The organism is Microbulbifer maximicatervae (SeqCode) (genome assembly GCF_052467305.1).
The window spans coordinates 1,613,082-1,633,662 of sequence record NZ_CP174306.1 but is presented as its reverse complement, the minus strand read 5'-3'; the positions used below and the strand labels follow the sequence as shown (position 1 = coordinate 1,633,662).

Here is a 20,581-nt window from a genome sequence, read left to right as displayed (position 1 = left end):
GGGCTCAGTAAAAAACTCAGTGTTTCCCCAGAATCTCCTGGGTCGCCAGCATCGCCTCTGCCATTGGCGTATCGTTGCGGTTTAACTTGGCCAACAGGCTGGCTCCCAGCCACAGCTGGTACAAGGAAGCTGCGGTGGCAGGGGCATTGAGGGTGCTAGGCAGAGAACCGTCTTCCCCCGCCAGCTCGATACAATTCTGGAGCTTCTGAATAATATGCTCAGTCCCATCTCTGAGGATAACCCGCATCGATTCAGACAGGTCTGCCACCTCAGCGCTAAGCTTAACCACCAGGCAGCGGTGTGCATCGTAACGCTCCCCACTACTCTTCTGCCAAGCATCAAAATAGGCCAATAAATTATCGGCGGCAGATTGATCCCGGGAGGAAAAGCCAACGTCCATCTGTTCCAGGTAGCTGCGAAAATAATCTTCCAGCAGCGCCTCGCCAAATTGCTCCTTGGACTTAAAGTAGTGATAAAAGGATCCCTTTGGCACACCGGCGGTTTTGAGAATTTCACTCAAACCCACACCGGAGAAACCTTTTACGGCCATCACGGTATAACCGGTATCCAACAAATGTTGGCGAGTATCTTCATAGCTGCTTTTCATGCCTAGCACTCTACGCAAAACTAGACCGGTCGTCTAGGGATTTATAGTGATTAGGCGCTGTGAAGTATCTATAAATTGCTCAACTTTAATCAAAACTGCTCTGTTATTGTGGTGGATCAACCAAAAAGGCGTAAGTCGCAGCCAGTGAGTGGGCGTGACTGTGCTAAGATTGGCGCCATTCCCACCATCGGCAAAAGATCGACAACATAAGGATTGGTAAATGTCCCAGCAGTCCCGCGACCAACGTCTCGAGCAAATTAATGCCGCGCTTGCGCAGCGCATCCTGATCCTGGATGGCGCTATGGGGACGATGATCCAGAGGGAGAAGCTGGAAGAGGCCGATTACCGGGGTGAGCGCTTCGCCGACTTCCCACGCGATTTGAAAGGCAATAACGACCTGCTCAGCCTGACCCGCCCGGAGCTGATCGAAAAGATTCACAGGGAGTACCTTGAGGCGGGCGCGGACATTATCGAAACCAATACTTTTAACGCGACCCAGCTGTCCCAATCTGATTACGATATGGAACACCTGGTGGTAGAGATCAACCGGGCCTCCGCAGAGATCGCGCGCCGTGCAGCAGATGCACTCTCTACCCCAGAGCGCCCGCGCTGGGTAGCCGGGGTCATCGGCCCCACTTCCCGCACCGCCAGTATTTCACCAGACGTCAATGATCCAGGGGCACGCAATGTCACTTTCGATGAACTGGTAGAAAACTATGTAGAAGCGGGCCGTGCTTTGGTCGAAGGCGGCAGCGACCTGATCTTAATCGAAACCATTTTTGACACCCTCAATGCCAAGGCCGCTATCTATGCCATGCAGCAGCTCTTTGAGGAGCTGGGTTTCGAATTGCCAATTATGATTTCCGGCACCATTACCGATGCCTCTGGCCGCACCCTTTCCGGCCAAACGACTGAAGCTTTTTACAATTCCGTTGCCCACGCAAAGCCAATTTCTGTGGGGCTCAACTGTGCCCTGGGCGCCACCGAATTGCGCCCTTATGTGGAAGCCTTATCGGGCGCCTGTACCTCTAATGTCTCCGCCCACCCCAACGCGGGATTGCCCAATGAGTTTGGCGAATACGACGAAACCCCTGAGCAGACCGCCGCAATCGTAGCGGAATTTGCCCGCAGCGGATTTATTAATATCCTCGGCGGCTGTTGTGGCACCACCCCCGATCATATTCGTGCAATTGCCGACGCAGTGGCCGATATACCCCCACGACAGCAGCCGGAAATAAAACCTGCTCTGCGCCTGTCCGGACTGGAGCCATTTGTCGCCGATGAAAACGCCTTATTCGTCAATGTGGGCGAGCGTTGCAACGTCACTGGCTCCGCCCGATTTAAGCGCCTGATCCTTGAAGAGGACTACGACACCGCCCTGCAAGTGGCTGCCGCCCAGGTAGAGGATGGTGCACAGGTAATCGACTTCAATATGGATGAGGCGATGCTGGATGCCCTCGCCGCTATGCGCCGCTTCCTCAACCTTGCCGCTACCGAACCGGATATCGCCAAGGTGCCATTTATGGTGGACTCCTCCAAGTGGGAGGTGATCGAGGCCGGCCTGCAATGCATCCAGGGCAAGCCCATTGTGAACTCCATCAGCCTCAAGGAAGGCAAAGAGGAGTTTATCGAAAAGGCTCGACTGTGCCTGCGCTACGGTGCAGCTGTGGTGGTGATGGCTTTTGATGAAGATGGCCAGGCGGATACTTTCGAGCGCAAAATTGAGATCTGCAAGCGCAGCTACGATGTGCTGGTCGATGAAGTCGGCTTCGATCCCACCGATATTATTTTCGACCCGAATATTTTTGCTGTCGCCACCGGTATTGAGGAACACAATAATTACGCGGTGGACTTTATCGAGGCGTGCCGCTGGATTCGCGCAAACCTGCCCGGTGCCCAGATCAGTGGCGGCGTCTCCAATGTTTCCTTCTCTTTCCGGGGCAACAATCCAGTACGTGAAGCCATTCATTCAGTATTCCTGTTTCACGCTATTAAAGCCGGCCTGAATATGGGTATCGTGAACGCCGGGCAGTTGGCGGTTTACGACGAACTCCCAGAGGAGTTGCGGGAAAAAGTTGAGGATGTGATCCTCAACCGCAGCCCGGATGCCACTGAAGCCCTATTGGACATTGCCCCCAAATACCAAGGGGATGGCGGTGGGGCCGCGCGCAAAGAGGACCTGAGCTGGCGCCAATTGCCCGTGAAGGAACGCTTGGCACACTCCCTTGTGAAAGGCATTAACAACTATATCGAGGAAGATACCGAAGAGGCCCGCGCAAGTTCCTCACGCCCACTGGATGTGATCGAAGGTCCACTGATGGACGGTATGAATATCGTCGGCGACCTGTTTGGCGAAGGGAAAATGTTCTTGCCCCAGGTAGTGAAATCCGCCCGGGTTATGAAACAGGCGGTAGCCTACCTGCAACCCTATATTGAAGCGGAAAAAACCGAAGACAGCCGCTCCAACGGCCGTATCCTGATGGCCACTGTTAAAGGGGATGTGCACGATATTGGCAAAAATATTGTGGGCGTGGTGCTGGCCTGCAACAACTATGAAGTAATCGACCTCGGCGTGATGGTGCCAGCGGAAACCATTTTGCAAACAGCAAAGGAAAAGGAGTGTGACATTATCGGCCTGTCCGGCCTGATCACCCCATCCCTGGATGAAATGGTTCACGTAGCCGCCGAGATGGAGCGCCAGGGGTTTGATATCCCATTATTGATCGGCGGAGCCACCACCTCCAAAGCCCATACCGCCGTAAAAATTGATCCCCAATTCCATCGCAACCAGGTGGTGTATGTAGCCGATGCATCCCGCGCCGTAGGCGTGGCCAGCAGCCTGATTTCCAATGAGCTGCGCCCAGCCTTTGTGGAAAAAATCCAGGCCGAGTATGAAAAGGTGCGCACCCGCACCGCCAACCGCAAGCGCAATGACACCCGCTTAACCTACGAGGAAGCGCGGGATACCGCTCCGGAATTTGATTGGAAAAACTACCAGCCAGCACGACCCAACAAGCTGGGCCTCACCGTGATCGACGATTTCCCTCTGGAGAAACTGCTCGACACTATGGACTGGACGCCTTTCTTTATTTCCTGGGATTTGGCGGGTAAATTCCCGGCAATCCTTGAAGATGAAATTGTGGGAGAAGCCGCAACCGATCTCTACGACAACGCCCAGCGCATGTTGAAAGAGATTATCGATAAAAAGCTATTGCGCGCACGGGCCGTATTCGGCCTATGGCCAGCCAATAGCGTCGGCGACGATATCATCGTCTACAAGGATGAAAGCCGCAGTGAGGAGCTGGCTCGCCTTCACCATATGCGCCAGCAGGTACAGAAACGCGGTGGTGATGGCCTTTGCCGCTCCCTGGCAGATTTCGTCGCGCCGCTTGAGTCCGGCCAAATAGACTATGTGGGCGGCTTCGCGGTTACCACTGGCATCGGCGCAGACGAGTTAGCAGACACCTACGAAGCCAAGCACGACGATTACAACGCCATTATGGTAAAGGCCCTGGCAGACCGTATGGCAGAGTCCTTTGCTGAGACACTGCACCGTTTGGTGCGAAAAGAATATTGGGGCTATGCCGAAGACGAAACCCTCAGCAATGAGGAGCTGATCAGGGAAGCCTACCAGGGCATCCGCCCAGCCCCGGGCTATCCAGCCTGTCCCGATCATTCGGAAAAAGCTACCCTGTTCAAATTGCTACAAGCGGAGCAAAATGCAGGCGTCAGCCTTACCGAGCACTTTGCCATGATGCCCGCAGCTGCGGTGAGCGGTTGGTACTTCGCCCACCCCCAGGCAAAGTACTTCAATGTGGGCAAGATCGGCAGGGATCAGCTGCAAAGCCTGGCTAAACGAAAAGGGGTCAGCGAACCGGAATTGGAGCGCTGGCTACGTCCCAACCTCGAGGAGTGAGCCTGTGGAAGATAATAATAAGAAAGCGAAAAAGCCCAATTTCGGCCAGGTGGTAGTCAGTACCCTGGCCGCCGCAATTGGCGTGCAGAGTGATAAAAACCGCGAAAGGGATTTTCAAAGCGGCAGTATTATGACGTACGTTATTGCCGGCGTTGTTTTTACCGCTGTATTTGTAATCGGATTGGCTCTTATTGTGAAAATAGTACTCGGCAATATGGGCTAAGAGCGCAGAGTGCTTTTCATCAGCTAGCAGCTACACAAATAAGCCGAGCGAAATGCTAATGCCCGGGACTACACAACTCCGGGCCAGCGGCGGGCTAGCGCGTGGCCACCCAAAAAACACAGGTGGCTACGAAAATTGCGACCAGTGCTACAGCAGCAATTGCATCCACTACATTATCGTCTTCAGAAATTACAGCTACTTCATCATTCATCGAATCTCTCCGATCGTTCTTTATTGTTATTTAAAGTAGTTGGGCCGCTGGATGCGGCAACCCAAGTAGAGCAAATTGAGCCCGCAGTTGCAAGACTGGCTCTAAAACGGCGGTAGAGTTAGCGACCAAGTCTTTTTTGCAATACACCACTGCTCCGCTGTCACAGATCCCGAGCATACGAACAAATTCAACTAGGGTTACATCCTATCCTGCATCATAAACCGCGATAACAGAAAGTGACTTTTACACTTTGCCAACATCTTATCGCAATGCACTCACGTCCGACATAGTGAGAAGTACTGTAACTATGTAATACTTAGAGATTATGAAACTGAAGTTGATCTGATAGAACAGCCAGTGGAGGAGCGGCACCATCAGATCAATAGTAATTTTCTAATATTTAAGAGCTGTAAGCCTGTATCAACTTATTTAGCTCAGACAGTAAAAGCCTCTCAACCTGACCATTACTCATCCTAGCCAGCTCAACATATGAGTATTTTTCCCCCAGACTTTTGGACAAAATATAACCCAAATAATAACCCCTCCGAACAGGCAAACCTGTATCATCAGCTGCGAAGTTATTAAATGAAGATTTTATTGCAGGGTCTTCAGAGTGAAACTTTACTTTTAGATCATTCAATGCAAACAGCAATCGGGCATCTATATCAGGCACCATGCCTGCAGGTATGTTAAGCATTAGCTCATTATAATCAGCACTTGGATTTAGTTCGTGAGAAATATAAGTAGCCAATCCTTCAGTCCAAATATCGCACCATAACTGCTCACAACCCGAAAAATATTTTTCATGGTAAACATGGAACAACTCATGATGAAAAAAGGAGGAATCCACCTCCCACGAATGATACTCAGCCATCATATCCAGCCCGAACATTAAATATCCCTGCCCATCCAGCTTGCGATAAGTACCATTAAATTCCCCAAAAGAGTGAAGCATATAGATAGGAACATCCATAGCCATATCTGAAAAGGTATTGGAGAAAGATTTCAAGTTATCCTCCAGACTTATATTTAGGGATCTCTCCTTTGAAAGATACTTTATTTCGATGTCTGGAAAATTTGAAACTGCACTAAAAACTCTATTTTTAAGAGAGTATTTACCCCCCTCCTCTATCTCACCACCATCTTTATAGTACTCAGGAAATCGATCGCTCAGTTCTTTAGCAATTAAAAATGCTCTAGCTTCATCATCCATCCCTTCTGATGAATTGTATAAATCGTAAAAATCATCCGCCAGGTTATTAACCACGTACCCATTATTAAACTTCTCGCCATCTCCACTAGCCAACCCCATAGACGGCACAAGAAAACACAGCAAAATTAATAATTTTTTCTTATACATCATTCAAACAACCACAATAACAATATCTATACGACTATTTTTTGAGACAACTGCCTTTCTCAATTTTGAAACCCAAAAACACATTGAGATCACCTAAGAACTCTTTTTTAATATAACGCTCCAAGACCAAGTTTTGCGAATAAATAACATGGAAAGCAACTAGATGCAACTTGTACACCGGCACCACTTAACCTCCTAATTTTGACCGAAGCAAGAAACCAATCACTGCAAACCAGCCTCCATTGTAAGTACTTCTTTCACAGTTTAATCCTTGCAAAAATACTGCTCATATTTTCAAGCGCACATGGGATATGCACCTATTAGCCCTAGCCATGGGTAAATATACTTAAAGTTCACACCCTCAGATGACTATCATTTATATTCACACAAAGATCAAATCGCAGCACCTAACACACAGGAAATCAATTGCGCACAGGTTTGACAGCGAAGTTTTACGCTTAAAGAGAGGGAATCAATTAAAAACTAGAAGATTCATCTAAATTTCAATGATAACTCGTAGCGAGAGTAGAGCATTACAAACTTTTGTGCTGGCAGGCATAATCACTTAAAACGACCAAAGGAAATGTTAAAGTGCGACATATAATTGAAATATGGATTTCAATAGGCAATAAACTTCCATGGGCAAGTGGCGCTTTCTCTCGTAAGAGGACAGTGGCAACAAAGAGCAAAAATAACATCAAATAATTTGACAAGCTTCCATTTGCTCAAATAAAAATCTAGTTTAGCGATGTAGGACCCAGCAGGCTTGTAAAGCACCATAGTATCAACAATTAGCAAAGGGTCAACCTTACGCTGTCGAAAGCGGCGTGGTTCTTAATTATCTGAATAAAACTATTCTTTTTTAATTGAGGCTCATCATCGGAGGTAGCAGTTAATTCAGCCCCTAATTACGGCGCTTCTCCGTAATATTGAAACGGGCATCTGGTTCTAGCCAGGTCCTATTTCCATCAAGAGTTAAGTAGGCTTCATAGTCACTCATGTGACTTAACAAAGAAAGACCCAAAGCCCACAAGTTTTGGACCAAGCCACGAAGAGCATGAAGGCTAAGCAACTAAAATTGCGCTGTAAGTGATGTCCAGCTCAGAGAAATCACTTTTGCCTACACCAGAGACCCCAGTTGTTAGTATACAAACACCATCAGTAAGCTCTCAGATGAGAACCTTAGTCAGCTCATCGCTACGAGTACATCTCGACAGTTGCCAAGACAAACTAAGGGCTCACAACTCACAGCACCGAAAAACAAAGCCGCTATAGTCAACATACAGACCTGTGATCAAAATTAAATTGAGCAAAAGGCGGCCACCTCTGAACACCCGGCACCACAAACTAGCACCACAAAAAGTACCCCTTATAACTATTGGTTACAGATATAGCGGAAAATATTGTTATTTATTGCATAAGAGCGCTGGTATGTTATGCGCCAGCGGAGAATCGTCCGGGGCCTGCCCCTTTCTCCACCATCAGCGCACAAAGGCAATGGAATCAAGCTGTTATGTATCGATACGACGACCGGGACCGCGCCATCATCAACGATCGCGTAGCCCAGTTCCGCGGCCAAACGGAACGTTACCTTGCCGGCGAGTTGAGCGAGGAGCAATTCCTGCCGCTGCGCCTGCAAAATGGCCTCTATATTCAGCGACTGGCCCCCATGTTGCGTATTGCCGTTCCCTACGGCCTGCTCAACAGTGCCCAGTTACGCCGTCTCGCCCGCGTAAGCCGCGACTACGATAAAGGCTACGCCCACTTCACTACGCGCCAGAACCTCCAGTACAACTGGCCGCAGCTGGAAGATGTACCCGCTATTCTCGATGAGCTGGCGGAGGTGGAAATGCACGCGGTACAAACCAGCGGCAACTGTATCCGAAATACCACCTCGGACCCCTACGCCGGCATTGCGCTCGACGAGATTGCCGACCCGCGCCCCTACTGCGAGTTGATTCGCCAGTGGTCTACATTCCATCCGGAATTCGCTTTCTTGCCGCGCAAGTTCAAGATCGCCGTCAGTGGTTCAGAACAGGACCGCGCCGCCATCCGTGTACACGATATCGGTGTACAGATCGTCAAGCGCGGTGAAGAGATTGGCTTCCAGGTATTGGTAGGTGGCGGTCAGGGCCGCACACCGGTTATTGCCGAGACCATCCGCGACTTCCTGCCGGAAGAAGACCTGCTCTCTTACCTTGAAGCGATTGTCCGCGTTTACAACCAGCTGGGTCGTCGCGACAACAAGTACAAAGCGCGCATTAAAATTCTGGTCAAGGCCCTCGGCCCGGAAGAGTTCGGCCGCCGCGTGGAAGAAGAGTGGCAACACATTAAAGACGGCGCTGAAAAGTTAACCCAGGAAGCATTGGATTGGGCTAAATCCTTCTTCACAGCCCCGGAATATCGCGAGTTTGACGGATCAGCTGCTGAAGCTGCACTGTATCAACAAGCTGACAGCGACAAAGCCTTTGCCCGCTGGCTTGAACGCAACACCTACCCTCACCGGGTACCCGGTTATCGCGCGATTAAGTTGTCCACCAAACCCACTGGTGTACCCCCGGGTGATGTAACCGATGCCCAACTGGAGGCTATTGCCGATCTAGCCGATACTTTTAGCTTTGGTGAAGCTCGGGTAACTCACGACCAGAATGTGGTACTCGCAGACGTCGAACAGGACAAACTGTTTGAACTCTGGCAACAAGCCCGCAAGCACGGTTTCGCCACACCGAATATCGGCACCCTGACCGATATGATTTGCTGCCCCGGCGGTGACTACTGCTCACTTGCTAACGCCAAGTCCATCCCAGTAGCCGAAGCCATCCAGCGTCGCTTTGACGACATGGACTACCTGTACGACCTGGGTGACCTCAACCTCAATATCTCTGGCTGTATGAATGCCTGTGGCCACCACCACGTGGGACATATCGGCATCCTCGGCGTCGACAAAAAAGGCGAAGAGTTCTACCAGATTCAGCTGGGCGGCAGTGCATCCAACGAGGCCAGCCTGGCCAAAGTATTGGGCCCCAGTTTCTCCCGCGCTGAAGTGCCAGACGTGATCAGCAAAATCCTCGACCTCTATGTCGAGCAGCGCCAAACGGAAGAGCCCTTTATCGACACCTACAACCGCATCGGCCTTCAGCCCTTCAAGGAGAGAGTTTATGCCAAAGCCAGCTAAACTGGGCCCACAGCCGGGCAACCCCGCAGAACTGATCATCGATGGTGAAGTAAAGACCAACGAATGGCAGCTGGTGCCCCAACTGGAAGCGGGAGAGGAGTTGGACCCAAGCACCCTGCCCTCCGGCAAAATTATCCTGCCACTGCGACAGTGGCTGGCGCATCGCGATGCGCTGTCATCCCGCAGTGACGAAGTCGGTGTTTGGCTGGACAGTGAAGAAGGTGCCGAGCAGATTGCGGAAGAAGCTGCCAAATTGCCGGTAATTGCCGTGCACTTCCCGGCATTTGCCGACGGTCGGGGCTTTACCGCCGGCCGTATGCTGCGCGAGCGCTACAGCTTTACCGGAGAGTTACGCGCAGTAGGCGGGTTTATGCGAGACCAGCTGACCTATTTACAACGCTGCGGCTTCAATGCCTACGCATTTGAAGGCGAGCAGCCGCTGGCTAGCCTTAAAGACTCGATGAGCGATTTTGGCGATAGCTACCAAACAGGGGTAGACCAACCGCTGCCCATGTTCCGTCGCCGCTTCTAAAGCTCAATTTAGACCTCTGAATACTCAGAGGTCTAAATTTCCACTTCCATCACGCCTCCAGCCCCAATCCATTAAGTGCAAACTCCAAAGAGGGCTCCACCTCCTTGAGTTCTCGCCCGGATCGCAATACCGATGCTGTGCCATGCAACAAGGTAATCAGGTATATAGCGCACTCCTCGGCACGCCGATCCAGCCCTATAGCCTGGGACTCTTTATCAAAACGAAACAAGTCAACCAGTTGCTTTACCGCTTCTGCGTCAGCAGCTTTTAAAGCGTCAATGGCATCAGAAGGCAAAGCATCACCGGCAGTTTCCGATAATCCAAACGCCAGATAACAACCCCTCGGGGTTCCCTCCCCCGCTTGCCCTTTAACGGTAGCCAGCAAATAACTATGCAATCGCTGCCGTAACGGCACTCCCTCTTCCGTCAGGAACTGCATACGATCTTTGGCATATCTATCCAGGTATTGCCCCAATGAAAGAACAAACAGTTTCTCTTTATTACCAAAGGAAGAATACAGACTGGGCTTATTAATCCCCATAGCCTTGGTCAGGTCGGCCATTGAGGCGCCCACATAGCCCTTTTTCCAAAAGACTTTCGTTGCTGATTCCAGCGCATGCGCCTTATCAAACTCCGGCTTGCGTCCCGCCATTGGCAATCTCCCAAAAATTGTTTTGACAATATTGTACCGATCGGTAAGACTTAGCTCAAACCTTACCGATCGGTACAGTATTGATCAACCCTTCACAGGAGAACGGAATTGAGCATTTCAATCGAAGGAAAAACTGCCCTTGTAACTGGAGCGAATCGCGGAATTGGCAAGGCAATTGTTGAGCGCTTTCTCGACGGTGGCGCAAAAAAAGTCTATCTGGCCGTGCGCAACCCAGAGACAACGACAGAACTGACAGAAAAATATGGCGACAAAGTAATCACATTGGAACTCGATGTGGCAAAAGCCCAAAGTGTAGGGGCGGCGGCAAAGGCGATTCAGGAATTGGATATTCTGGTGAACAATGCCGGGGTACTTGCGCCTGCAGACCCGCTTAGCGACCATGTAGAGGACTCCCTTAAGCAGGAACTGGAAGTGAATACCTTTGGGCTTGTCCGTGTAGCCAAAGCATTCACCCCCCATTTGGAAAAGAGCAAAGGCGCCCTGGTACAAATGAATTCGGTCGTATCCTTGCGTACCTTCCCACACGTTAGCACCTATTCCGCATCCAAAGCCGCCAGCTACGCAATTACCCAGGCACTTCGAGAAACGCTTCAGGAGCGAGGCGTACAAGTATTGAGTGTTCACCCCGGCCCCATCAAAACAGATATGGCCAAACAGGCTGGGCTGGAGGACGGAGAATCCCCCAGTGCAGTGGCTGAGGAAATTGTTGGCGCGCTAAAAAATGGGGATTTTCACCTCTTCCCGGATGCCATGTCGCAGACTTTTGAAGCCGCTTATCAGAGCTTCTCTGATTCGGTGATCACCGCAGACCTTAGCGAATAACACGGCCGAAGATTGTCTGAGTAAGAAGTAAAACAAGCCTCGAAGGAACCCGATCTAGGGTTCTTTCAAGAGGCTGGAAAATTCCTCTGAAGCCATAACGGGTACAAACTCAGTGATCGTAAAAGTCGACGCCCCATGTTTTGTGAAAGGGTCTTCTTCCAGAACCTTTCGCAGCTCTTCCTCAGAGGGATGACGTGAAATAATTATCGCGCCAGTTCTAGGTTCTTTCGCTCCCCCAAAAAGCAGGTCCCCCGACTTGTAGTGTCCTTCCAGGTAGCTCACATGCTCCGCCATTAACTCTGGAGTCAGTTTTTTAAGATCCGGGAAATTCAAGTTCACTAAAAACATAACATCTCCCCCCTCCTTAGGGGCTATATATCAACTCTTTACACCACTTTAAGCTTGTAGAAATAGCCTCCACCAATCTAATAGATAGCAAATCTTTCCACCTTGGCGATAGAGGATAATCCCCAAGTAGTAGCTTAAATGGAAACCATCGGAGATTGATGATCGGGCATCATTTAATTTAATGGTGCCATCAAGTACCTTTCCTTAGGCAATAGTGCTAACTAGACGATACTTCAGATTAATCAAGTTACATGTGGCCTGAAGAGCTTCATCTGCCTTCCAGGCTATGGTATCCCCCTCAAAGCCACATACCAAACTCCCCTCAAAACGTTTGGTGATTAATGCGAACTCATTTTTAGAAGGTGTAAAAACTGTTCAGAGGCCATAACAGGCTCAAATTCGATTAGCGAATAAGCTGCCACTCCACTTTTTATAAAAGGGTCCTCATCAAGCACTCTCTGTAATGCTTCTTCAGTGTTGTGACGAGAAACAATAATCCCACCAGTCCTGGGATTTTTCCTTCCTCCAAAGAGTAAACTTCCAGACTTGTACTCCCCCTCCAGATAAAGCCTATGCTTCGCAGTCAGCTCTGGGGTTAGCTTTTCCAAATCCTTAAAATGCATATCCACTAAAAACACACCCATTCCCTCTTCTCTAAAAATACCATAAAATTGCTACTGATTTCGTAGCAACTGTAACGCTACTAATTTAGAAGCGCAAGAACTATGGCAACTCCTCTACCGAAAAAAACTGTCAGAGGCTCGACTAGCGGCATAGCCATCATGGCTGTATTCGATCTGCTCGGGCGAAAATGGAATATGAGAATACTGTGGGAACTGAGGAACACACCCCGGAGCTTCAGGGAACTCCAAGCCCAGTGTGATGCCATGTCCCCTTCGGTACTAAATACAAGAATCAAACAGTTGAGTGAAGCTAAATTGATTAATAAGTGTACGAACGGATATCAACTGACAGATCTGGGAGTTTCGTTAATGGAAACCCTTGATCCACTGAGGGAATGGGCTAATAACTGGGAGGAATCCCTCAAGGCCTAATAGACACTCTGTAAAAGCCAAAACCCAAGAGCCTTGCAGCCTAGATGCCGCTGGGTTCTTGGAGGCAGGTCAACAATCGCGAAAAAATGGACTAAACCGATGGGGCAGTCTCATTATCACTCGCATCATGCGCTAGCGAAAACGAATAATATTTATCGCCGCGCAAATCAAATCTACGAATAATTCTGCCAAACAATGCACCTGCTCACCATCAAGGGTAAAGGAGGGTTCAATCTCTTTAGAAGTCAACAAACCACTGCTCTTAAGGGCACTCTTATGAGTTACCTTTTTGTGCCCGTAAGCAGCGAGTCACGGGGATTGCAGGGAGATAAATTGAGAGAAATGTGATTTTCAGAAGTTTCCTTAGCCCAAAAACAGCTGTGCGCTACATCCCCTACTTTTGATTGTTAAGGTCACATTTCTGGCATTTTTTCAAATTTTTGTAATTCCGGGTCCATATAGTCCCAAGATGCACCACTACCAGCATATACCACCATTGTCGGGTTGAATTGCTCCAGATCATGAAGACTTCCAGCGCGGATAAATTCAAACTGCGGCATACCGCTATTTTCCGCATAAATATGCGAACCGCAGCGAGGGCAAAAACCTCTCCTTACTGTATTGCCGCTATCTGTCTGCTTCTCATGAAATGCAAGATCGCCGCTAATGGCTAAGCTTCCGCGAGGAATAGCTATGTTAGCGATGTGTCCAGCCCCGCTAATTTTCTGACAATCTTTACATTGGCAATGACCCGCCATTACCGGCTCTTCAGAGCAAGAATAACTAATATAACCGCACAGGCATTCTCCAGATATTTTGGACATAAATTTTCCCTGTTACTTACGAAGTTGAAGCAACCTTAGCCTAAATCAATAACTTCAACTTCGCAAGTAACTAGGCTAGTATTTCATTTTCTGGCAGTAAGAGTGTGAGCATGAGTCCTGATAATCAATTTTTACGTTCGGGATGCCCTATCGTGAACGGACTGGACGTATTCGGCGATAAATGGACATTAGTTATTCTAAGAGACTTACTGTGTGGTAAAGAGACCTATAGCGAGCTAGCTGACTCACCAGAAAAAATACCAACCAACAGACTCGCAGAAAGATTAAAAATGCTAGAAGCAGAGGGAATGTTGGTGAGGGAACAATATCAATCAAAGCCTAAGCGATATAAGTACCTGCTAACACAGAAAGGCAAGGATGTCTTACCGATTCTTCAGGCAATCGCCAAATGGGGAAATACATATTTTGAAGGCTCATGGATTCCCCCGAAGTGGTTTATGGAAACCTAACCCTTTGATTCGGGGCCAGAAGCGCAACAATTCCGCAGGACCAAGCTAAGCTGAAAATTTAGCAATAACAGCAACTTTTATGCATTTTTACTCCGAAATTGCTCTCCATAAATGGCCAGAAGCTTATGATATTGACTCTGCCTGTTATGCTCCCCCCCAATCTCATTAAGAAACCCTCCTGAATCACTAACGAACCTGGCGGCAGCTGATACTAAGAGTATACTTTTTTACTGGAACACTTTTGCCCCTAACGGCCCGGCAGCTCAGTGCCGCCAAACTCTATGGATTAGCTCATCTATAGAGACAAAATAGACTGAACCGCTGCGACAACCTCATTATCACTCGCATCATGTGCTAATGAAAATGAATGATATTCATCGCCCCGCAGACCAAATCTGCGATCAATTTCAGCCAAACAGTGCACCTTCTCACCATCAACGATAAAGGAGAGTTCAATCTCTTTTGAAGTCAACAAGCCACTACTCTTAAACTCTATCTCCTGGTAGCATCCAGACTGGGAGACAAAATTGCTTCCACGCAAATGCCCCTTTTCAACATCCGCTTTTACCATTTTAAAGCCACTTTCCTCGATCATGGAAAGTACCTTCTCTACAACGGGTAAAGGTCTTATCCGCAAGGGATCCCTGTCTTTCGGATCCAGCGCAAAATCAATATCCAGGGAAGTTTCCAGCCACACATAGCTTTTATTTCTACGGGTGTTTAAAACAGTGACTGGCGTCTCTTCATGCAACGCCAACTGAAAAGGAACTTCCCGGCTCTCTCCAGCGCCAATAGTAAAAGGGTCCTGTACCTGCAATTCATTCAGTACAAAACGCTCATGGCTTACCCCTTCATCAGTCTCTACCTTGATCTCGGTGCAGAGCTTTAAACTTATAGCATCCACCTGCTGGTCGACATCGCCACCAGTGATATGGATAGCCCCTTCAATGATTCCACCCTGAACTTGCTCAGAGTTTTGTAGAACTGTATCAACTTTAGCTGCACCAATACCTATTGACGCTTTGAGTTTTTGAAACATAGACATACTTGGGGTACTCACCTAACCAAACAACCTAGCCTTAAAATATGGACTTCAACCTATTTCTTAGCCCAATAAATAGAGTCCAATATTAACATAAATCCAATTTAGGTAATACCAGGCCCAATAAGTTCATTTATGCCTTGAACTTCTACATAAATAAATGATAACACCTACCTCTACCAGGCTCAGGGAGAGCTTGCCTGATTAAAAAGAGATATTTTTATTACATATTTCCCCCAACAGTAAAAAATTTAATGCTTGAATAAGGCCACTTACTTTTTCTGAATGTGTCATTTTTCGTTGGAATATCGGCAAAATCCTAACTGTTGTTAAGAAAATTCCAGCAGTACCATAGTATCTGAGCCCTATTTATACCGAAGAAGTAAAAATATGATCAGAAATAATTTCAAAATTACACATTCTCACACCTACATCATGCTGCAAGGGCTAGACCACTATCTGCAGCATCAGAAGTCGATAACAAACCAAAGGTAGATTGTAAGTTTAAATCTGCAAATTGAGACTCTCCATCTCAGCCACTACGTATAGAAACTCCATCTACAGAAAATTGAGAATAATCAATTTAGGGTACTCCTATTCACTTAGAGCCCCCTAGAAACATTTCTCAAACCATTAAGCAAGGTTATGCACATTTTAATTATTTACGATGGAAAACCGGGCCATCTCAGTCCTTCGCTGGGGCTATACCAGCTACTCTCCCGCCACTCCAAGGGCAAATATTCTTATGAAATCACCACCAGTAAACCAGTTTTAAAGGCCCTAAATAAACCAATAAGACTATTGACTCGACATCTCGCCAGAAACGCACACAAATTTATCATGCTCTTTCACAGAAACCCCTCCTTCAAAAGAAAACCAGATCTAATTATTTCCTTTGGTGGAAATAGCGTTGCTGCGAACGTTGCACTAACCCAAAAAACACAATGCATGAATATTGCCATAGGAAATATTTACAGCTTCAGGAAAACCGACTTCTCTCTAACCCTATCTACCAAAGAGGACATTAAGAAATCTAGGCAATACCTTCCATTTAGCCGCATAGATGTAAATTTATGCAAAGCATTGGGCGACAACTTAAAGAAGAAACACCACAAACCCTTTTATACTTTACTTATCGGAGGCAATGGAAGCGGCTATAAATACACACGGAAGGATTATATAGACTTGATAGAAGAGCTAAAAAAAATAGCGGTCTATCAAAATATTTCATGGCTAATTAGCACCTCAAGAAGAACCCCTAAATATGTGGCTAAGCTAATTGAAAGCAACATGCCATTTGATACATGCTTCAACTTGCTAGATTATGAGGCCCCCAATGCCAGCCTCGAAGAAATACTCGGTGCAAGTGAAGCTGTCTTTATAACCGAAGACAGTTCATCAATGATTTCTGAGGCCCTTGCCCTATCTAAACCTATATATACTTTAGTCCCCCAAGAGAATAACATCTACGGAGCCCACAAAACTCTCATCAATAAACTTTACAGTGAAACTTATATAAAGAGAATGGAGATTTTTGAACTGGCCAAGACCTTTAATGATTCTCTATCAAAAGATTTCAACTTAGATTATGGATACCATTCTAAAGTAAGATACGATGAAATTATCTCTGCCCTTGACATCAGCAGCAATGGTAGGTGAGCGATCTCAACCCCTTAAATTGACCATCATGACGACAGGGACTTTAACACAAAGATCTATTGATATATAACCTGAGACAAACTTTTAACGGCAAGAGATCCTGCACATTCAAACTAGTCAATTGCAGTAGCAAAAACTACTAGCAGAAAATAATATTCTCTCTAGCCTCACCAAGCGAGTAGAACTTCATCAAAAGCCAACCTAAATTTTAATCTATACATCAACTGCCAACTCACAATTAAAAATACCGTTCTAAAAAATACAAGCAAGTATTTTGCGTGGAGAGCCAACCCCACACCACCCTGCACACTGTTAAAATGAGCCCATATCTTCCAGAGACCCTCTCAACAACCCCTTAATATAGTTGATGCGGCCTCCAAATTTAATTATTTCAATTTCTTCTTGAGAAAGGTCATTTTCCAACCAAATCTTAATACCTTTAGTCACATTTCTCAGCTCTAGTATCTTGTTACCCCCTGTACAGCTTGAGAGATCATAAAATTGAAGTTGATCATCTTTACTAAAGGCGTCAAAATCGCTTGGATTACAAAATGTTAAAATGAGAATTCCGTGGTCAATAAGATTCTTGCGATAGAGTCCAGCTACACTTTTGGCTATGACGCAGCGTACTCCTAAGTATCGCAGTGTAATTGAGGCATGCTCCCGGCTCGACCCATGACCTAAACTGTTGCCGGCAACAAGAAATATATCCTCCTTAGTGCTCAAAGCCCGCTGATAAAAAGATTCATCTACATTTGAAAAAGCAAAGCGGCTTAACTCTGGGACATTAGACCAATAAGGCAAAGCATCCGCGCCTCCGGGAATAATATCATCGGTTGAGACATTATCCTCCAGCTTTAAAAGAGCTGGGCCTTCGATCACACTTAACATTTTTTCCAAAACTGGCAAAGGCTTAATGTTGGGGCCCTTTCTCACCTCAACTTTCACTGGTATTTCCTGCGGTGGCTCCAATAGTGATCGCATATCCATTAGATGTTCAGGCTCTTCAAATACCGGATAATCCATGTCTAAATTTCTGGGGTCAGTTATTTTTCCTTTCAGGGCGCTGGCCGTCGCAGTCTCTGGGCTGCATAAATAGACGCTATCTTCTTTAGTTCCCGAACGCCCAGGGAAATTTCTCGGCACAGTTCTAAGACTATTGTGCCCGCTAGCTGGGGCTTGCCCCATACCGATACAGCCACCACAGCCGGTTTCATGCAAGTAAGCCCCTGCACCAAGTAGTTTTTCAAGGTCACCATTATGAGTCAGCTCATGAAGTAGTTGGCGCGACGCGGGATTAATATCTAAAGAAACCTCGTGCGGTACAAAGAGACCATTTACCATCCGGGCGGGAATAGAAAAATCACGCAACCCAGGGTTAGCCGAAGAACCGATATAGCTCTGAGAAACTGGCCTACCTTCAACTTCACGAACTTTAACAACCTTATCCGGCCGCGAGGGGCAAGCGATCATCGGTTCAATTTTCGATAGATCTATAGATCTAAAGTTGCAACCTCATCATAGGTTGCATCCTTATCGGCAAGCAACTCCACAAAGTCGTTCTCGCGCGACTGCTGCCGCAAGAAAAACCTCACTTGATCATCAGCAGGAAAGACACTTGTTACGGCCCCCATTTCTTGCCCCATATTGGCGATTACGTGACGATCCATTGCTGTAAGGTTTGCCAATCCAGGGCCGTGATATTCAACGATCTTGTTCCAGCAACCTCTCAATGTATATCTACGTACAAGCTCCAAAATAACATCTTTAGCGCTTACCCATGGCTGTAGCTCCCCCTCTAAACGCACCCCCAAAATAGTTGGCATTACCAGAGAAAGCGGAAATCCCATCATTGCAAGCGCAACCTCAATTCCTCCGGCTCCTATTCCTAACATACCTAACGAGCCAGCAGCACATGAGTGGCTATCCCCACCTAAAAGGGTTTTACCGGGGATACCAAAACAAGCCATATGGACAGGATGACTAATACCATTTCCTGGTCGCGAGTACCATATCCCGTAGTTTCGACAGGAACTTTGCAGGAACACGTGGTCATCACCATTCTTATGGTCTGCCCTCAATACATTGTGATCAACATACTGAGCGCATATTTCTGCTTTCACCTGCCTCGCCCCCAAAGCTTCAAGCTCCAACATCACTAACGTGCCGGTGGCATCCTCACTGAGGACTTGGGAGCCTCTGAATAACTCCATGATACCTCTGGCATGCAGAGCGGTTCACAATCAAGGCGCGGCTTCGCAGGAATGTCTAGACCTTTCAAGAAGTCGCAACGCGGAGTGTGAATCGCTCTGCAAGCCCCGAAGGGCGGGCCTTGAAGGCCACAGCTGCTGCGTTGCAGCTCTTGCAAAGGGCTACGGCCATTCGCGGCGAGCTGCGCCTAACATCTGCAGCCTTCAAGACCCGCAGAGGCATTACGGAGTTATTCAGAGGCTCCCTTGGTCAATTTTAAGCTCGATAACACTTTGGGGAGCCATATTCCCTTTGACCAAATGACTTTCAATTAACTTTCTAGCTACGTTTAGGCCTGTCATTAAGTTACACTAACGAACTCTAATACTCACCCACCTAGACAACTTATTGGCCTAGCAATTCTGTTTTCGTTATCGACATAACTAGAAATAACGTATTAGTATAAATAAATATCCATTAGAATAATTAAATATATTTAGAAGCTTAAATCAAAGAAACTATTTTTATCTAAAACATGCACACCCAACAGCCTTCACAGCAACTCAAACCGCCTCATACGATAGAAAACTTCACCTTTCGGCACTACCAGATTGCTTGTCCCGTACAAACATCAAGAAGAATTACCCTGGCTGAATGTCATATATAGAGAAATACTCAGCATAAGCATGTTAATATTCAATTAATAGGAAATTCCAGCAGGATATTCGGAATTGAAAGTTTTACTTCTACCAGGACTTGATGGAACAGGAACACTGTTTTCAGGTTTGATTAAGGCACTACCAAAACAATGGACAACCGAAACTATCTGCCTTTCCAAGCTCCCAGGGGATAGTTACCTGGCTCAAGCTCAATCAATCGCCAAGAGCTATCTCAATGAGAAGACTTACATTATTGCTGAATCCTATTCAGGAAGAGTTGCATATGAGCTATCCCTTTTAGCTCCCGAGAAAATTTTAGGCATTACCTTTATAGCTAGCTTTATAAGCTCTCCTTCGCTGCTATCCAAGGCAGCACAACTAGCTCCAATCTCGCTTATAGACTGCCCATCTTTAACCAAAATCACACTAAATTTCTTTGGTTTCAATGGCAAAGGCAGTGACATACTCATTGACAGCACCTATAACGCCTTACTAAATACCAACAGAGGCAAACTAAAGCAAAGGCTTCATAATATCGCCTCTATCTCCAAACCATCCCAAAAATTGGAAATCCCTGCCGTCTATATCCGCCCGGATAGAGATCGACTTGTAAGTAAAAAAGCTGTCATCGATATATCTGCGATATACATCAACCTCAATGTCATTGATATTCCAGGTGGGCACTTTATTGCTCAGGCACACCCCAACAAAGTCGCGGGAATTATTATAAATTTTGCAGAAGGATTATTGCCACCCTAACTTACCTCTCAATTAACGATTATATGGCGAGAAATTCCACAGATAATCTCGCCTTA

Annotated in this window: 18 protein-coding genes; 9 read left to right on the top strand and 9 right to left on the bottom strand. The window is 47.2% G+C overall.

The window, feature by feature from the left end; genetic code table 11:
* Positions 1-16: 16 nt before the first annotated feature.
* Positions 17-607 (bottom strand): TetR/AcrR family transcriptional regulator, encoded by a 591-nt coding sequence (locus tag ACJJI4_RS07355; protein WP_444927591.1) that lies wholly within the window; start codon positions 605-607, stop codon positions 17-19.
* A 220-nt stretch (positions 608-827) separates the two neighbouring features.
* Between ACJJI4_RS07355 and metH the strand changes: the two genes are divergently transcribed.
* Together metH and ACJJI4_RS07345 are read left to right on the top strand one after the other, a co-directional pair.
* Entirely contained in the window at positions 828-4,523 is a 3,696-nt protein-coding gene (gene metH, locus ACJJI4_RS07350) for a methionine synthase (protein WP_444927590.1), read from the top strand.
* A 4-nt stretch (positions 4,524-4,527) separates the two neighbouring features.
* Entirely contained in the window at positions 4,528-4,746 is a 219-nt protein-coding gene (locus ACJJI4_RS07345) for a DUF2970 domain-containing protein (RefSeq protein ID WP_413665506.1), read from the top strand.
* A 611-nt stretch (positions 4,747-5,357) separates the two neighbouring features.
* Here ACJJI4_RS07345 and ACJJI4_RS07340 read toward each other — a convergent pair.
* Positions 5,358-6,320 carry a hypothetical protein gene (locus ACJJI4_RS07340; RefSeq protein ID WP_444897571.1) on the bottom strand — a complete coding sequence of 321 codons (963 nt, stop codon included), beginning with the start codon at positions 6,318-6,320 and terminating at the stop codon, positions 5,358-5,360.
* A gap of 1,510 nt (positions 6,321-7,830) precedes the next feature.
* On the opposite strand from ACJJI4_RS07340, the gene ACJJI4_RS07335 reads away from it, so the two are divergent.
* On the top strand, positions 7,831-9,492 hold the full coding sequence (locus ACJJI4_RS07335; RefSeq protein WP_444927589.1) for a nitrite/sulfite reductase: 1,662 nt from the start codon (positions 7,831-7,833) through the stop codon (positions 9,490-9,492).
* The gene (locus tag ACJJI4_RS07330; protein ID WP_444927588.1) at positions 9,476-10,024 is read left to right on the top strand and encodes a DUF934 domain-containing protein; all 549 of its coding nucleotides are present in this window, start codon (positions 9,476-9,478) and stop codon (positions 10,022-10,024) included. Before ACJJI4_RS07335 ends, ACJJI4_RS07330 begins: the two co-directional genes overlap by 17 nt.
* A gap of 49 nt (positions 10,025-10,073) precedes the next feature.
* Here ACJJI4_RS07330 and ACJJI4_RS07325 read toward each other — a convergent pair whose 3' ends face one another.
* A complete protein-coding gene (locus tag ACJJI4_RS07325; protein ID WP_444927587.1) occupies positions 10,074-10,676 on the bottom strand; it encodes a TetR/AcrR family transcriptional regulator in 603 nt (200 codons plus the stop codon).
* Between the two features lie 108 nt (positions 10,677-10,784).
* Between ACJJI4_RS07325 and ACJJI4_RS07320 the strand changes: the two genes are divergently transcribed.
* Positions 10,785-11,519: an SDR family oxidoreductase gene (locus ACJJI4_RS07320; RefSeq protein WP_444897575.1), complete on the top strand. Its 735-nt coding sequence runs from the start codon at positions 10,785-10,787 to the stop codon at positions 11,517-11,519.
* 54 nt (positions 11,520-11,573) lie between these two features.
* Here the strand turns inward: ACJJI4_RS07320 and ACJJI4_RS07315 are convergent, their stop codons facing one another.
* Both ACJJI4_RS07315 and ACJJI4_RS07310 read right to left on the bottom strand, forming a co-directional pair.
* Positions 11,574-11,867: a YciI family protein gene (locus ACJJI4_RS07315; RefSeq protein WP_444927586.1), complete on the bottom strand. Its 294-nt coding sequence runs from the start codon at positions 11,865-11,867 to the stop codon at positions 11,574-11,576.
* Positions 11,868-12,205: 338 nt separating this feature from the next.
* A complete protein-coding gene (locus ACJJI4_RS07310; protein WP_444927585.1) occupies positions 12,206-12,511 on the bottom strand; it encodes a YciI family protein in 306 nt (101 codons plus the stop codon).
* 81 nt (positions 12,512-12,592) lie between these two features.
* Between ACJJI4_RS07310 and ACJJI4_RS07305 the strand changes: the two genes are divergently transcribed.
* Positions 12,593-12,922, top strand: coding sequence for a winged helix-turn-helix transcriptional regulator (locus tag ACJJI4_RS07305; RefSeq protein ID WP_444927584.1), 330 nt, complete (start codon positions 12,593-12,595; stop codon positions 12,920-12,922).
* A 413-nt stretch (positions 12,923-13,335) separates the two neighbouring features.
* On the opposite strand, the gene ACJJI4_RS07300 is transcribed toward ACJJI4_RS07305, so the two are convergent.
* Positions 13,336-13,746, bottom strand: coding sequence for a GFA family protein (locus ACJJI4_RS07300; RefSeq protein ID WP_444927583.1), 411 nt, complete (start codon positions 13,744-13,746; stop codon positions 13,336-13,338).
* Between the two features lie 110 nt (positions 13,747-13,856).
* Between ACJJI4_RS07300 and ACJJI4_RS07295 the strand changes: the two genes are divergently transcribed.
* Entirely contained in the window at positions 13,857-14,216 is a 360-nt protein-coding gene (locus tag ACJJI4_RS07295; protein ID WP_444927582.1) for a winged helix-turn-helix transcriptional regulator, read from the top strand.
* Positions 14,217-14,511: 295 nt separating this feature from the next.
* Here ACJJI4_RS07295 and ACJJI4_RS07290 read toward each other — a convergent pair whose 3' ends face one another.
* Positions 14,512-15,261 carry a sporulation protein gene (locus ACJJI4_RS07290; RefSeq protein ID WP_444927581.1) on the bottom strand — a complete coding sequence of 250 codons (750 nt, stop codon included), beginning with the start codon at positions 15,259-15,261 and terminating at the stop codon, positions 14,512-14,514.
* A 642-nt stretch (positions 15,262-15,903) separates the two neighbouring features.
* Between ACJJI4_RS07290 and ACJJI4_RS07285 the strand changes: the two genes are divergently transcribed.
* Positions 15,904-16,917 carry an ELM1/GtrOC1 family putative glycosyltransferase gene (locus ACJJI4_RS07285; RefSeq protein WP_444927580.1) on the top strand — a complete coding sequence of 338 codons (1,014 nt, stop codon included), beginning with the start codon at positions 15,904-15,906 and terminating at the stop codon, positions 16,915-16,917.
* 312 nt (positions 16,918-17,229) lie between these two features.
* Here ACJJI4_RS07285 and ACJJI4_RS07280 read toward each other — a convergent pair whose 3' ends face one another.
* Positions 17,230-18,288 (bottom strand): aconitase family protein, encoded by a 1,059-nt coding sequence (locus tag ACJJI4_RS07280; protein WP_444927579.1) that lies wholly within the window; start codon positions 18,286-18,288, stop codon positions 17,230-17,232.
* A gap of 122 nt (positions 18,289-18,410) precedes the next feature.
* Positions 18,411-19,130, bottom strand: coding sequence for an aconitase family protein (locus tag ACJJI4_RS07275; protein WP_444927578.1), 720 nt, complete (start codon positions 19,128-19,130; stop codon positions 18,411-18,413).
* Positions 19,131-19,838: 708 nt separating this feature from the next.
* Here ACJJI4_RS07275 and ACJJI4_RS07270 point away from each other — a divergent pair.
* Entirely contained in the window at positions 19,839-20,525 is a 687-nt protein-coding gene (locus tag ACJJI4_RS07270) for an alpha/beta fold hydrolase (protein WP_444927577.1), read from the top strand.
* The last annotated feature ends 56 nt before the right edge of the window (positions 20,526-20,581 follow it).

Bases quoted from the DNA above. Each gene is read 5' to 3' on its own strand.
- ACJJI4_RS07355 (WP_444927591.1), bottom strand. From the start codon at position 607: ATGAAAAGCAGCTATGAAGATACTCGCCAACATTTGTTGGATACCGGT.
- metH (WP_444927590.1), top strand. From the start codon at position 828: ATGTCCCAGCAGTCCCGCGACCAACGTCTCGAGCAAATTAATGCCGCG.
- ACJJI4_RS07340 (WP_444897571.1), bottom strand. From the start codon at position 6,320: ATGATGTATAAGAAAAAATTATTAATTTTGCTGTGTTTTCTTGTGCCG.
- ACJJI4_RS07335 (WP_444927589.1), top strand. From the start codon at position 7,831: ATGTATCGATACGACGACCGGGACCGCGCCATCATCAACGATCGCGTA.
- ACJJI4_RS07330 (WP_444927588.1), top strand. From the start codon at position 9,476: ATGCCAAAGCCAGCTAAACTGGGCCCACAGCCGGGCAACCCCGCAGAA.
- ACJJI4_RS07325 (WP_444927587.1), bottom strand. From the start codon at position 10,676: ATGGCGGGACGCAAGCCGGAGTTTGATAAGGCGCATGCGCTGGAATCA.
- ACJJI4_RS07315 (WP_444927586.1), bottom strand. From the start codon at position 11,867: ATGTTTTTAGTGAACTTGAATTTCCCGGATCTTAAAAAACTGACTCCA.
- ACJJI4_RS07310 (WP_444927585.1), bottom strand. From the start codon at position 12,511: ATGGGTGTGTTTTTAGTGGATATGCATTTTAAGGATTTGGAAAAGCTA.
- ACJJI4_RS07305 (WP_444927584.1), top strand. From the start codon at position 12,593: ATGGCAACTCCTCTACCGAAAAAAACTGTCAGAGGCTCGACTAGCGGC.
- ACJJI4_RS07300 (WP_444927583.1), bottom strand. From the start codon at position 13,746: ATGTCCAAAATATCTGGAGAATGCCTGTGCGGTTATATTAGTTATTCT.
- ACJJI4_RS07295 (WP_444927582.1), top strand. From the start codon at position 13,857: ATGAGTCCTGATAATCAATTTTTACGTTCGGGATGCCCTATCGTGAAC.
- ACJJI4_RS07290 (WP_444927581.1), bottom strand. From the start codon at position 15,261: ATGTCTATGTTTCAAAAACTCAAAGCGTCAATAGGTATTGGTGCAGCT.
- ACJJI4_RS07285 (WP_444927580.1), top strand. From the start codon at position 15,904: ATGCACATTTTAATTATTTACGATGGAAAACCGGGCCATCTCAGTCCT.
- ACJJI4_RS07275 (WP_444927578.1), bottom strand. From the start codon at position 19,130: ATGGAGTTATTCAGAGGCTCCCAAGTCCTCAGTGAGGATGCCACCGGC.